This window comes from Polaromonas jejuensis NBRC 106434 (genome assembly GCF_001598235.1).
GTDB lineage: Bacteria > Pseudomonadota > Gammaproteobacteria > Burkholderiales > Burkholderiaceae_C > Polaromonas > Polaromonas jejuensis.
In genome coordinates this window covers 1-11,920 of the sequence record NZ_BCYO01000004.1, presented here as the reverse complement: position 1 = coordinate 11,920, position 11,920 = coordinate 1, and the positions used below count along the sequence as shown (strand labels likewise).

The 11,920-nt window shown below is 63.1% G+C and carries 12 protein-coding genes and 1 pseudogene; 5 read left to right on the top strand and 8 right to left on the bottom strand.

Annotated elements, in window-relative coordinates:
* Together prpB and PJE01S_RS06260 are read left to right on the top strand one after the other, a co-directional pair.
* A complete protein-coding gene (gene prpB, locus PJE01S_RS06265) occupies positions 1 to 894 on the top strand; it encodes a methylisocitrate lyase (RefSeq protein ID WP_068832544.1) in 894 nt (297 codons plus the stop codon).
* A gap of 11 nt (positions 895 to 905) precedes the next feature.
* Entirely contained in the window at positions 906 to 2,357 is a 1,452-nt protein-coding gene (locus tag PJE01S_RS06260; protein WP_068832307.1) for a bifunctional 2-methylcitrate dehydratase/aconitate hydratase, read from the top strand.
* Between the two features lie 358 nt (positions 2,358 to 2,715).
* Here PJE01S_RS06260 and PJE01S_RS06255 read toward each other — a convergent pair whose 3' ends face one another.
* On the bottom strand, positions 2,716 to 3,117 hold the full coding sequence (locus tag PJE01S_RS06255) for a hypothetical protein (protein WP_245660653.1): 402 nt from the start codon (positions 3,115 to 3,117) through the stop codon (positions 2,716 to 2,718).
* Positions 3,114 to 4,358, bottom strand: coding sequence for a molybdopterin-dependent oxidoreductase (locus PJE01S_RS06250; RefSeq protein ID WP_068832306.1), 1,245 nt, complete (start codon positions 4,356 to 4,358; stop codon positions 3,114 to 3,116). Before PJE01S_RS06250 ends, PJE01S_RS06255 begins: the two co-directional genes overlap by 4 nt.
* 67 nt (positions 4,359 to 4,425) lie before the next feature.
* On the opposite strand from PJE01S_RS06250, the pseudogene PJE01S_RS06245 reads away from it, so the two are divergent.
* A pseudogene (locus tag PJE01S_RS06245) lies at positions 4,426 to 4,641 on the top strand (ABC transporter permease); the annotation flags it as partial.
* Between the two features lie 239 nt (positions 4,642 to 4,880).
* Here PJE01S_RS06245 and PJE01S_RS06240 read toward each other — a convergent pair.
* Both PJE01S_RS06240 and PJE01S_RS06235 read right to left on the bottom strand, forming a co-directional pair.
* A complete protein-coding gene (locus PJE01S_RS06240; RefSeq protein WP_068832304.1) occupies positions 4,881 to 5,222 on the bottom strand; it encodes a hypothetical protein in 342 nt (113 codons plus the stop codon).
* Between the two features lie 241 nt (positions 5,223 to 5,463).
* Positions 5,464 to 6,549, bottom strand: coding sequence for a PA0069 family radical SAM protein (locus PJE01S_RS06235; protein ID WP_068832303.1), 1,086 nt, complete (start codon positions 6,547 to 6,549; stop codon positions 5,464 to 5,466).
* A gap of 140 nt (positions 6,550 to 6,689) precedes the next feature.
* Between PJE01S_RS06235 and PJE01S_RS06230 the strand changes: the two genes are divergently transcribed.
* Together PJE01S_RS06230 and PJE01S_RS06225 are read left to right on the top strand one after the other, a co-directional pair.
* Positions 6,690 to 6,956 (top strand): hypothetical protein, encoded by a 267-nt coding sequence (locus PJE01S_RS06230; protein ID WP_068832302.1) that lies wholly within the window; start codon positions 6,690 to 6,692, stop codon positions 6,954 to 6,956.
* 71 nt (positions 6,957 to 7,027) lie between these two features.
* Entirely contained in the window at positions 7,028 to 7,375 is a 348-nt protein-coding gene (locus PJE01S_RS06225) for a DOPA 4,5-dioxygenase family protein (RefSeq protein WP_068832542.1), read from the top strand.
* Between the two features lie 61 nt (positions 7,376 to 7,436).
* Here the strand turns inward: PJE01S_RS06225 and PJE01S_RS06220 are convergent, their stop codons facing one another.
* The 4 genes from PJE01S_RS06220 to PJE01S_RS06205 form a co-directional block, all read right to left on the bottom strand.
* Positions 7,437 to 8,561 (bottom strand): acyltransferase family protein, encoded by a 1,125-nt coding sequence (locus tag PJE01S_RS06220; RefSeq protein ID WP_068832301.1) that lies wholly within the window; start codon positions 8,559 to 8,561, stop codon positions 7,437 to 7,439.
* Positions 8,562 to 8,591: 30 nt separating this feature from the next.
* The gene (locus tag PJE01S_RS06215) at positions 8,592 to 9,545 is read right to left on the bottom strand and encodes an NAD(P)H-dependent flavin oxidoreductase (RefSeq protein WP_068832300.1); all 954 of its coding nucleotides are present in this window, start codon (positions 9,543 to 9,545) and stop codon (positions 8,592 to 8,594) included.
* A gap of 107 nt (positions 9,546 to 9,652) precedes the next feature.
* On the bottom strand, positions 9,653 to 11,443 hold the full coding sequence (locus tag PJE01S_RS06210; protein ID WP_068832299.1) for an acyl-CoA dehydrogenase: 1,791 nt from the start codon (positions 11,441 to 11,443) through the stop codon (positions 9,653 to 9,655).
* Positions 11,444 to 11,539: 96 nt separating this feature from the next.
* A partial coding sequence (locus tag PJE01S_RS06205; RefSeq protein WP_218017503.1) for an electron transfer flavoprotein subunit alpha/FixB family protein occupies positions 11,540 to 11,920 on the bottom strand: 381 nt, incomplete at its 5' end.

The following is an 11,920-nucleotide window of genomic DNA, read 5'->3' as shown; positions in this document are numbered from 1 at the left end:
ATGCAGACCTCCTTGCCACGCGTCTCTGCAGGCACAGCCTTTCGCGCGGCAGTCGCCGATGCGGCGCCGCTCCAGATCGTCGGCGCCATCACGGCCTACACCGCGCGCATGGCAGAGGCCTGCGGCTTTCAGGCCCTGTATGTCTCGGGCGGCGGGGTGGCCGCCAACTCGCTGGGCATGCCTGACCTGGGCATCAGCACCATGGAAGACGTGCTGGTGGATGTGCGCCGAATCACCGACGCTACCACCTTGCCGGTGCTGGTGGACATCGACACCGGCTGGGGCGGCGCCTTCAACATCGCCCGCACCATCCGGTCGTTCATCAAGGCCGGCGCCGCCGCCGTGCACCTGGAAGATCAGGTCAGCCAGAAGCGCTGCGGCCACCGGCCGGGCAAGGAACTGGTGGACACGGCCGAGATGGTGGACCGCATCAAGGCCGCCGTCGACGCCCGCACCGATGACAGCTTTGTGATCATGGCCCGCACCGACGCGGCCGCGACGCTTGGCCTGCAGGCCGCGATCGACCGCGCCTGCGCCTACGCCGAGGCCGGTGCCGACATGATTTTCCCGGAGGCCATGACCGAACTGGCGATGTACGGCCAGGTCAAAAAGGCGGTGCAGCGGCCGGTACTGGCCAACCTCACCGAGTTTGGCGCGACGCCCATCTTCTCGCTCGACGAACTCCGCTCGGTCGAGGTCGACATGGCGCTCTATTGCTGCGGCGCCTACCGCGCCATGAATGCCGCGGCCTTGAATTTTTACCAGGTGTTGCGCCGCGACGGCCACCAGCGAGCGGCCATACCGACCATGCAGACGCGGGCCGACCTGTACGACTACCTCGACTATCACGCGTACGAGCAAAAACTCGACGCGCTCTTCGCCTCCAAAAAGTAAGCAGAAATTCCATGTCCCATCAGATTTCCAACATCCGTCCTCAACCCGACCAGGTGCTGGTCGACATCGCCGACTACGCCAGCCAGTACATCATCGACAGCTCCCTCGCCTATGACACCGCGCGCACCTGCCTGATCGACACACTGGGTTGCGGCCTCGAGGCCCTCGAGTACCCGGCCTGCACCAAGCTGCTCGGGCCGGTGGTGCCCGGCACCGTGGTGCCCAACGGCGCCAAGGTGCCGGGCACGCAGTTCCAGCTCGACCCGGTCGCGGCCGCCTTCAACATCGGCGCCATGATCCGCTGGCTGGACTTCAACGACTGCTGGCTCGCGGCCGAATGGGGCCACCCCAGCGACAACCTGGGCGGCATACTGGCCACCGCCGACTGGCTGAGCCGCCAGGCCGTCGCCGCCGGCAGGAAGCCGCTGACCATGCGCGACGTGCTGACCGCCATGATCAAGGCGCACGAGATCCAGGGCGTGATCGCGCTGGAGAACTCGTTCAACAAGGTGGGCCTGGATCATGTGGTGCTGGTCAAGGTGGCCTCCACTGCGGTGGTCGCGCACATGCTGGGCCTCAGCCGCGACGAGATCATCAACGCGGTGTCGCTGGCCTGGCTGGACGGACAATCACTGCGCACCTACCGCCATGCGCCCAACACCGGCTCGCGCAAGAGCTGGGCCGCCGGCGACGCCACCAGCCGCGCGGTGCGCCTGGCACTGATCGCCCGCACCGGCGAGATCGGTTACCCGAGTGTGTTGAGCGCCAAGACCTGGGGCTTTTACGACGTGCTGTTCAAGGGCCAGCCCTTCAAGTTCCAGCGCCCCTACGGCAGCTACGTGATGGAGCATGTGCTGTTCAAGATCAGCTACCCGGCCGAGTTCCACAGCCAGACGGCGGTCGAGGCGGCAATGACGGTGCGCGCAAAGCTCGCCGAATTGAACAAGACCAGCAACGACATCCGGCGCGTGACGATTCGCACCCACGAGGCCTGCATACGCATCATCGACAAGAAAGGCCCGCTGAACAACCCGGCCGACCGCGACCACTGCATCCAGTACATGGTCGCGGTACCGCTGATCCACGGCCGCCTCACCGCCGCCGACTACGAAGACCAGGTCGCCGCCGACCCGCGCATCGATGCCTTGCGCGACAAGATCAGCTGTGTCGAGGACCCCCAGTTCACCAAGGACTATCACGACCCCGACAAGCGCAGCATCGCCAACGCCATGACGGTCGAGCTCAAGGACGGCACCGTGCTGCCCGAGATCGTGGTCGAGTACCCGATAGGCCACAAGCGCCGCCGCGCTGACGGCCTGCCGCTGCTAGAGGCCAAGTTCCGCACCAACCTGGCGCGGCGGTTTCCAAAGAAGCAGCAGGAGCGCATCGCCGAGGTCAGCCTGGACCCGCAGCGGCTCGATTCGATGGCGGTCAACGACTATGTGGACATGTATGTGATCTGAGGCCTTGCCCTGTTCATGACGTCGTGCCAGTGAATGCCACAGGGCATGGGCACCGGGCGACTGGTGTGTCAGCTGCGCGGGAGGCTGATGGCGAGCGCTTCCCGGAACGCCGTATGCGCCGACCTGCCACACCCAGGTCGACGCGGTCTTGGCGTGCGGCTTGCGGTCCGTCGATGTAGCGTGGTGCTGCGGCGCCGTGGAGGCTGTGGCCTCGCAGGTGATTCATCTCCAGGCAGGCGGGCGCCAACGCCCCCGCCCGGCAGGGGCACAGGTCTGCAGTGAAATGCAAGCCTTGCATGAGTGAACTTCTCCACGGGTCGTGCCTGCGGCCGCCAGGGTCTGGATGGCCTGCAGGCAGCTACTTGGCAGCAGGCTGGCCGTAGTTCTGCACGAGGTAGTTCGCGATGATCTCCACGTCTTCTTTGGGAATCGGCGCGCCGAATACGTTGATCATCTTGTTGATCGACGCGGTCCAGCCGGCCTTATCTAAAAAATGCGAGTTCATCTGGATGTAATCAAGGCTGTGGCAGGCGATACACTGCATCGCCTTGTCCTTGCCGGGCCCCTCTTTCAGCACGACTATCGATTCCTGCGCGGTGGCGGCAGTAGCGGCGGTAGCGGCCAGGGCGAGCGCAAGGGCCAGTTTCACCGCCGGGCCGCCCCAAGGTGAAACGCGGCCCCCTCGAGGGGCAGGGAGCCGCACGCAGTGGGCGACCGTGGGGGCCAGTCCAGCGGCAACGGTTCGCATGGGCGTCTTCATACCACCTCCAGGTACAAGCGCTGGATCACGTTGTGGTGATAGCCGGCGGGGTTGTGGATGAGTTGCTCGACCTGCGTTTCTCCCGAGCGGCTGGTGGCGCGCGCCATCACCACGACAGCGCCGCGCTCGCGCGCCGGTACGGCGAGCGCGAATTCGCGGAACGAGAAGCGGCCAAGGTCGCGGCCTAGTCTTGCTTGCTGCCAGCTCGCGCCCAGGTCAAACGACACGTCGACGCGGGCTATGCCCGCGCCACCGTCCCAGGCAATGCCTTTCACCTCGATCGGTTTGCCGCGGGCAATCTGCTGTCCGCTCTTCAACGATGTGATCAGCGAGTTCACGACCATGGTCGTGATCGGCTCGTTCGCACTGCCCACCTGCGACTTGAAGCTGGGCGTCTTGAACTTGCCGCGCGGCAGCCGGTAGGCCGTGCTCATCCAGAAGTTCGCCTCGGGCTTGGACACGACCCTGACGCTTATCAATTGTTTGATCCAGTAGGTACCGGTCCAGCCCGGCACGACGAGGCGCGCGGGAAAACCGTTCCAGTGCGGCAGCGGCTTGCCGTTCATCTCGAACGCAATCAGCGTGTTCTCGTCGAGCGCGACGTCCACCGGCAGCGATTTGACAAAGTCAGGCGTCTTGTCCATGACGGGGTGGTCTGCACCGTCGAACACCACTTCGAGCGCATCGCTCTTGACACCTACCTTGGCAAGAATGTCCTTCAGGCGCACGCCGCGCCAGACCGCATTGCCCATCGCGCCCACGCCCCATTCGACACCGGTGACATGTGGCTCGAACAGGCCGCGGCGGTTGCCCGAGCACAGGCACACCGCTGTAAGCTCGGCAGGCTCGAATTCCTTCTTCAGCTGATCCAGCGTGAATGCAAGCTCGCGCCCGGCGCTTTCGCCGCCGACAGTGAGCGTCCAATCGGCAGCTTTGACCTCGGGAATTCCGGCCAGGTGATAGCGCACGAAGAACGCGTTGTTCGGGGTAATCGGCGTGCGGAAATACTCGAGCGGCGTCTCGAAGTTGGGCGGGCGGTAGGTCTTCTTGATCAGCGGCACCTTGCCTGGCAGCGCGTACAGATGCTGTTCGGCAAGCGCTCCGTCGGGAATCTCGGCGAAGCCCAGCGCGCCCGAGCTGCCGACCTCGCCGGCCAGAATGCGCACCGGCCACAGCGCCGCAAGAGCGCCGGTACCGGCCAGAAGCCTGCGACGCGATTCACTGCTAACGGACTTTTTCATAAGATGTCCTCCGTAGGCCGGTATCTGAAGCGATCATTCTATGCTTTTGTACAGGTGAAACAAACCTGTCAAGGACACCTCGCTGGTGTCGGTGATTGCCGTGAGCGAACGGATGCTGGCCACCAAGGAAGTCATTGCGACGACTTTCCAGCCCTTCCCGCTGTATCTCGCGGCAGCAGCGATTTACCGGGCCATGAGCGCCACGTGTGAAACGCTGCAGAAATGGCTGGAGCTGCGGCTGAACCGCAGCTACCTGCGCGAGTTGCTGATACCGGTCAGTTGACGACCTTACCGGCAATCACTGATCCACTTACTGATTTAGGGGATGCAGGAGAGATTTAAAGGCGGTTCACCTTCAGAAAAGGCGAGTCGTCATGCTGTGGACTTGTGCGCTGAAAACATTCACTCCACAACATCCAAAAAGATGACCTCTCCTGGAGGCCATCTTTTTTTTTTAGGCTGTCATGCTGGCAAAAAATCAGCCATCCATGACCTTGATTCACCGCCGCTTCAGGCGCCGGCTCACTTGCCGATTTGCGCGCTGACTTTGTTCTCTTGCTGGTTCAACGTCTTTTGTTCTAGCTTGGTGATGTGGCCACCGTTTTGTGCCGCCATGGCGCGCTCTTCCTGGCGAATCTGACGGTCTTCTTTGTGAAGTCTGGCTGCTTTGGCCTTGCTCATATCGCCTTCCTTGACCTCTTCTTTGATCCGCTTGTTCTGGTTGGCCAGGCGTTCGTTGACCTGCTCGCGGCGCGGGTGCGTCTTCTGGAAGTGATTGTCTTTATGCTCCCCAGTAGCGGCTTGCGCAAAGCTTGACGCGGCGAGGACGGAAAAGAGTGCGGCAGCGATCAGAAGTTTTTTCATGATTGATTTCCTTTTGAAGGTTGCTGGTCACAACTGCCTGCAAACCTGAACGTTCAACGGCAGATCGAATGCTTGCGTTGACGGGCGAATTGTTGCTGGACGGTAAAGTGACCTTGCCCCCGAAAAACCTAGCTCTTGGCTGCTGTTCAAAATGTGAGCAGGGAATCAAGGTAGGAGATACAGGACTGATTTGACTTTGAAGTGAATAACGACCGACGCTGCGCTCAAGCCGGGGGGTGCGTCAGAAAAGACTGCCCTGCCCGGCCGACCCCGGTGGCCGGAACTGGCTCAGGTCCAGCTCGGTGCGCTGGCGGTTAAGGCCCAGGCGATGGCAGGTTTTCTCAAAGCGCTGGGCAATCAGCTCGGCCCACAGGCCACTGCCCTTCATACGCGAGGCGAAATCGCTGTCGTAGTCCTTGCCGCCGCGCATCTCATGAATGCGCGCCATGATGCGGGCGGCGCGCCGCGGGTAGTGCAGTTCCAGCCACTCCTTGAATATCGGTGCCAGCTCCCAGGGCAGGCGTATGACGGTGTAGAACGCCGTGCGCGCGCCCGCGTCCCAGGCCGCCTCCAGCACCTGCTCCATATCCTCGTTCACAAACGGGATCTGCGGCGCCACGCTGACGCCGACGGGCACGCCTGCGGCCGCCAAGGTCGCGATGGTGCGCAGGCGGCGATGCGGGGCGGCGGCGCGCGGCTCCAGCTTGCGTGCCAGTTCGCCGTCCAGCGTGGTGATAGTGACGTACACGGCAGCCAGCCTGTCGGCCGCCATGGGGGCAATCAGGTCCAGGTCGCGCTCCACGCCGCTGGACTTGGTGACCAGTGAAAACGGATGCCTGGCCTGCTGCAGGACCTCGATCACGCCGCGTGTGAGCCGCAGTTCGCGCTCCACCGGCTGGTAGCAGTCGGTGGCCGAGCCGATGTTGAGCAGCCTGGGCATATAGCTGCGCTTGCCCAGGTCGGCGCGCAGCGCCTCGGCAATATTGCGCTTGGCGATGATCCTGGTTTCAAAGTCCAGGCCCGGCGACAGGTTGAGGTAGCTGTGCGTGGGCCGCGCATAGCAGTAGACGCAGCCGTGCTCGCAGCCCCGGTACGGGTTGAGGCCATAGTCAAAAAAGATGTCGGGCGAGTCGTTGTGCGTGATGGCGCTGCGGGCGTCTTCAAACAGCACCTCGGTTTCCAGCCACCGCGCCTCGCCTGCGGCCTCTTCCAGCGTGCCCCAGCCATCGTCATAGGCGGCGCGCGCCTCCTTCTCGAACCGGTGCGCGATGCGCGTGGCGCTGCCCCGGCCCTTGATGGCATGGAGAGGGATGATGACTTCAGCCATGGGATGCAAAACGACCTGCGGGTATGATTTCGGGCGCCCACAAATAACTGTATATAAATACAGTATAAACAAGCAAAAACCCCATGGCAATCGCGGGGTGATTCAGGCCGCAATAATGGCCCCCTACCCAGGGGTTGAACATGGCGCACGTATTGGCAAAACTCACAGGCGTCAAACTGGCGGACGTCAAACAGCAACTCGAAAAAGATGCTGCCGACCATGCCGAACAGGGCATGGTCCTCGAGCATCTTTGGCAAAACGCGGAAGCCCCCGGGGAGGTGCTGTTTCTTTTTCAGGTCGATGACCTCGACCATTGCCGCCAGCGCATCAGGAAGGTTCATGCGCAGGCCCGCCAGGACAATCCGGACATGCCATTGCCGGACATGACTTTTCTGGAAGGCGCTTGAATCTGTAGCGGCCCCTCGCCCGCCCGACATGGCGGCCCGGGCATCCCCTTTTGTCTTTCCTCTCTTTTGCCATGACCCAACGCCCCGAAAACATCCACAGCCACTACCACGCCCATGTCTATTTCGGCCCGGAAACCGTTGCGCAGGCGCGTGCGCTGTGCCAGCAGGCGGGCGAGCTTTTCAAGGTCACCGTGGGGCGCGTACATGAGCGCGAAGTCGGCCCGCATCCGCACTGGAGTTGCCAGCTGGCGTTTGACAGCGTGGAATTTGAGCGCCTGATCCCGTGGCTGGAGCAGCACCGCGAAGGGCTTGATGTTTTTGTGCACGGCGTCACGGGCGATGACCTGGCGGATCACACGACCCATGCCACGTGGCTGGGCAACGCCTCAGTCTTGAAGCTGGAGATGTTCAGGCGCTGAACGAAGAACCTGATCGCTATCTATTTGATAGCTGCCTGCGCCCGTCCTTCATGGGCCCAAGTTAGCTTCCATCAACAAAAGCCGCAGTGGCAGGAATGATGGCGAGAGGGGGGCTCGCCTGAGACGCGCCACGTGCTGGCAGTTGCCGGGATTCAACAAGCCTGTACAGCAACGCGCCCGCCAACAGGGACAGCACGAAGGCGGCCAGCATTCCCAGCGCGTTGGCCATGAGCTGTGTCGGCCAGAAAAAACTCACCACCGCATTGACCAGCAGGCAAGCCGGGAAATGAATCAGAAACACCGAGTACGACATCTGGCCGAGTTGCACCAGCCAGCGCGGCTCCCGCCATGGCCTGGGCCAGGCGCTTTTTTGCAGCCACACCAGGCCCAGCGCCAGCACCAGCGCGAGAGCGATCCGCCCCCGGAAATCCAGCAATAGCGCCGCCCCGCCCAGCAGGGCGATGGCCAGCAGCCACTGCCCACGCCTGACCTCGCTGGCCGTGTTCGAGGCCCAGAAGGCCATCATGCCCAGGGCGTAGGAGCCAAAGAAATACAGGCCCGTCATGTCCAGGCCCGCCCGGCGGTTGAAAAACAGCAGCGAGGACATGGCCAGCAGCAGCAGCAGCAGGCCCATGCCGAGCCGCACGGGCAATTGCGGCCAGCGCTGCTGCAGCTGGCGTGCGAAAGCAAGAATCAGCACGCTGATCACGAACAGCTGAAAATCAATCGCCACATACCAGACGCCTGCCGACAGCGCCTCCAGGCCCAGCACATCCTGCAGCAGCAGCACATGGGCGAGAACTTGCTGCGACGTAGGGGCCTCGGGCACCGAGGGGTGTTCAAACCACGGCCGCACCAGCGCGGCCACCAGCACGCTCACAGCCAGCGCCAGCAGATAGGGTTGGAGCAGCCGCCGGTAGCGGCGCAGCAGCAGGCGGCCAGGCTGCCTGAAGCTCGCCTGGCCCTGGGGCGCCAGCGAACTGGCCGCCAAAAAGCCGCCGACCACCAGAAACACCTGCACCGCCATACGCCCATAGTCATAAAGCCAGTCCGTCAGGCCCGGCACAAAGGCGTGAACCACATCCGACATCGGGCCGTAAAAAGCCAGGTGGTGCCAGACAATCAGGGCGCAGGCCATGCCCTTGAGCGCATCGATGCCGCGCAGGCGCTGCTCAGGCGAACGCATGAGGGCTGGCGATCAAGCTCGGAGCGGACTTCAAAGCGCCAGCCGAAGGCGGGCATCTTCGTACTCGCGCTTGAGCTGGGCCACAAAGGCGGCCGTGCTCTGCACCTTGCTGACCGCGCCAATGCCCTGCCCGCCGCCCCAGATGTCCTTCCAGGCCTTGGACTTGTCGCCGCCAAAGTTCATCTTGCTCGGGTCGCTCTGGGGCAGGTTCTCGGGGTCCATGCCGGCGGCGCGTATGGACGGCGCCAGGTAGTTGCCGTGCACGCCGGTAAACAGGTTGCTGTAAACGATGTCGTCGGAACTGCCCTCGACGATCGCCTGCTTGTAGGCGTCGGCGGCACGCGCCTCCTCGGTGGCGATGAAGGCCGAGCCGATGTAGGCAAAGTCGGCGCCCATGGCCTGCGCGGCCAGCACGGCGCCGCCGGTCGAGATGGAGCCCGACAGCGCCAGCGGGCCGTCGAACCACTGGCGGATTTCCTGGATCAGCGCAAACGGGCTTTTCACGCCGGCATGGCCGCCGGCGCCAGCCGCCACGGCCACCAGGCCGTCCGCGCCTTTTTCGATGGCCTTGCGCGCGAACTTGTTGTTGATGATGTCGTGCAGCACCACACCGCCGTAGCTGTGCGCGGCGGCGTTGATGTCCTCGCGCGCGCCCAGGCTGGTAATGTAGATGGGCACCTTGTACTTCACGCACATTTCCATGTCGTGCTCCAGCCGGTCGTTGGACTTGTGCACGATCTGGTTGATGGCAAACGGCGCAGCCGGCTTGCCGGGGTTGGCCTGGTTATAGGCGGCCAAGGTTTCGGTGATCTCGGCCAGCCAGTCTTCCAGCTGCGAAGCCGGGCGCGCATTGAGCGCGGGCATGGCGCCCACGACGCCGGCCTTGCACTGCTCTATCACGAGCTTGGGATTGCTGATGATGAACAGCGGCGAGCCGATGATGGGCAGCGGCAGATTGTTCAGCGGAGCGGGCAGTCTGGACATAGCGTCTTTCAACAAGTTCAGTGAAGCAAAATTTTCAAGAAAATACCGCTCTAGCCCAATCACAATGAGCGAGAGAGGCTATCAAATCAGTAGCTAGACAGCGCTGATCAGAAGGCGTCCAGTGCCAGCGCGGTCACGCTGTCGGCGCCTTCGACAATGCTGTCGCGCATGCCGGGAGCCTTGGTCAGCAGGTGGTCGGCGTAAAAGCGGGCCGTCGTGATTTTGGCCTTCATGAAGCCGGCATCGACACCCTGGGCCAGTTGCTCCTGCGCCACCAGCAGTGAACGCGCCATTTGCCAGCCGGCCACCACATTGCCGGCCAGCATCAGGTAGGGCACGCTGCCGGCAAACACCGCATTCGGGTTGGTTTTGGTATTGGCGGTGACAAACTCGACCACATCAAGCAAGGCTTGGCGCGCAGCTTTCAGGCGCCTGGCCACGGCCAGCGCATCGGCGCTGCCCTGCTGGAGCAGCTCGCTTTCAGTGGTTTCAATTTGCCCGGCAATGGCCTTGGCGGTCTGGCCACCATCGCGCGCGGTCTTGCGGCCCACCAGGTCGTTGGCCTGGATGGCGGTCGTGCCCTCGTAAATCGTCAGAATCTTGGCGTCGCGCAAGTACTGCGCTGCGCCGGTCTCTTCGATAAATCCCATGCCGCCATGCACCTGCACGCCCAGCGAGGTGACCTCCAGGCTCATCTCGGTGCTGTAGCCCTTGACCAGCGGCACCATGAATTCGTAGAAGGCCTGGTTTTGCTGGCGCACCCCGGCATCGGGATGGTGGTGCGATGCATCGTAGGCCGCGGCCGCGCTAGAGGCCATGGCGCGGCAGCCTTCGGTGTAGGCGCGCATGGTCATCAGCATGCGCTTGACGTCGGGGTGATGAATGATGGGCGCGCTGGCCTTGATGGAGCCATCGACCGGGCGGCTTTGCACCCGGTCCTTGGCAAACGTCACCGCCTTCTGATAGGCGCGCTCGGCAATCGCGATGCCCTGCATGCCCACGGCGTAGCGCGCCGAGTTCATCATGATGAACATGTATTCAAGGCCGCGGTTTTCCTCGCCGACGAGGTAACCGACGGCGCCGCCGTGGTCGCCGTACTGCAGCACGGCCGTGGGCGAGGCCTTGATGCCCAGCTTGTGTTCTATGCTGACGCAGTGCACGTCGTTGCGCGCGCTTAAGCGACCGTCCTGGTTCACCAGGAACTTGGGCACGACAAACAGGCTGATGCCCTTCACGCCTTCCGGTGCGCCGGCCACGCGGGCCAGCACCAGGTGCACGATGTTCTCGGCCATGTCGTGCTCACCATAGGTGATGAAAATCTTGGTGCCAAACACCTTGTAGCTGCCGTCGGGCTGCGGCTCGGCGCGGCTGCGCACCATGGCCAGATCGGAGCCGGCCTGCGGCTCGGTCAAATTCATGGTGCCGGTCCACTGGCCGCTCACCAGCTTTTCCAGGTAGACCGCCTTGAGTTCGTCGGAACCGGCCGTCAGCAGCGCTTCAATGGCGCCGTCGCTCAGCAGCGGGCACAGGGCAAAGCTCATATTGGCCGAATTGAGCATTTCACCGCAGGCCGCGCCTATGGTCTTGGGCAGGCCTTGGCCGCCAAAGTCGGTCGGGTGCTGCAGGCCTTGCCAGCCCCCTTCCACATACTGCCTGAAAGCCTCCTTGAAGCCGGGGGTGGTGGTGACCACGCCATCTTTCCAGCTCGAAGGGTTTTTATCGCCTTCAAAGTTCAGCGGCGCCAGCACGCCCTCGTTGAACTTGGCGCATTCTTCCAGCACCGCCTGCGCCGTTTCAAAGCCGGCGTCTTCAAAGCCGGGGATCTGCGCCACCTGGTCAATGTTGGCCAGATGCTGGATGTCAAACAGCATGTCCTTGAGGGGGGCTTTGTAGCTCATGGTTGTCTCCGGTGTCTACTAATGCTCAATCAGTCATTCAATCGATTGGCCAAGAAAAAAAGGCACCGCGAGCGATGCCTTTTCAAATCGCAGCAATTACAGCGCCGCCACCAGTTCCGGCACGGCGGTAAACAGGTCCGCCTCCAGGCCGTAGTCGGCCACCGAGAAGATCGGTGCCTCGGGGTCCTTGTTGATGGCCACGATGACCTTGGAATCCTTCATGCCGGCCAGGTGCTGGATGGCGCCCGAGATGCCGCAGGCAATGTAGAGCTGGGGCGCGACGATCTTGCCGGTCTGGCCGACCTGCCAGTCGTTGGGCGCGTAGCCCGCATCGACGGCGGCCCGGCTGGCGCCCAGCGCGGCGCCCAGCTTGTCGGCCAGCGGCGTCATGATTTCGTTGAACTTCTCGGCGCTGCCCAGGGCCCGGCCACCGGAGACGATGATCTTGGCGGCGGTCAGCTCCGGGCGGTCGCTCTT

Coding starts and splice junctions, on each gene's coding strand:
- PJE01S_RS06260 (WP_068832307.1), top strand. CDS start 906: ATGTCCCATCAGATTTCCAACATCCGTCCTCAACCCGACCAGGTGCTG.
- PJE01S_RS06215 (WP_068832300.1), bottom strand. CDS start 9,545: ATGTCCAGACTGCCCGCTCCGCTGAACAATCTGCCGCTGCCCATCATC.
- PJE01S_RS06220 (WP_068832301.1), bottom strand. CDS start 8,561: ATGCGTTCGCCTGAGCAGCGCCTGCGCGGCATCGATGCGCTCAAGGGC.
- PJE01S_RS06235 (WP_068832303.1), bottom strand. CDS start 6,549: ATGGCTGAAGTCATCATCCCTCTCCATGCCATCAAGGGCCGGGGCAGC.
- PJE01S_RS06255 (WP_245660653.1), bottom strand. CDS start 3,117: ATGAAGACGCCCATGCGAACCGTTGCCGCTGGACTGGCCCCCACGGTC.
- PJE01S_RS06250 (WP_068832306.1), bottom strand. CDS start 4,358: ATGAAAAAGTCCGTTAGCAGTGAATCGCGTCGCAGGCTTCTGGCCGGT.
- PJE01S_RS06240 (WP_068832304.1), bottom strand. CDS start 5,222: ATGAAAAAACTTCTGATCGCTGCCGCACTCTTTTCCGTCCTCGCCGCG.
- prpB (WP_068832544.1), top strand. CDS start 1: ATGCAGACCTCCTTGCCACGCGTCTCTGCAGGCACAGCCTTTCGCGCG.
- PJE01S_RS06230 (WP_068832302.1), top strand. CDS start 6,690: ATGGCGCACGTATTGGCAAAACTCACAGGCGTCAAACTGGCGGACGTC.
- PJE01S_RS06225 (WP_068832542.1), top strand. CDS start 7,028: ATGACCCAACGCCCCGAAAACATCCACAGCCACTACCACGCCCATGTC.
- PJE01S_RS06210 (WP_068832299.1), bottom strand. CDS start 11,443: ATGAGCTACAAAGCCCCCCTCAAGGACATGCTGTTTGACATCCAGCAT.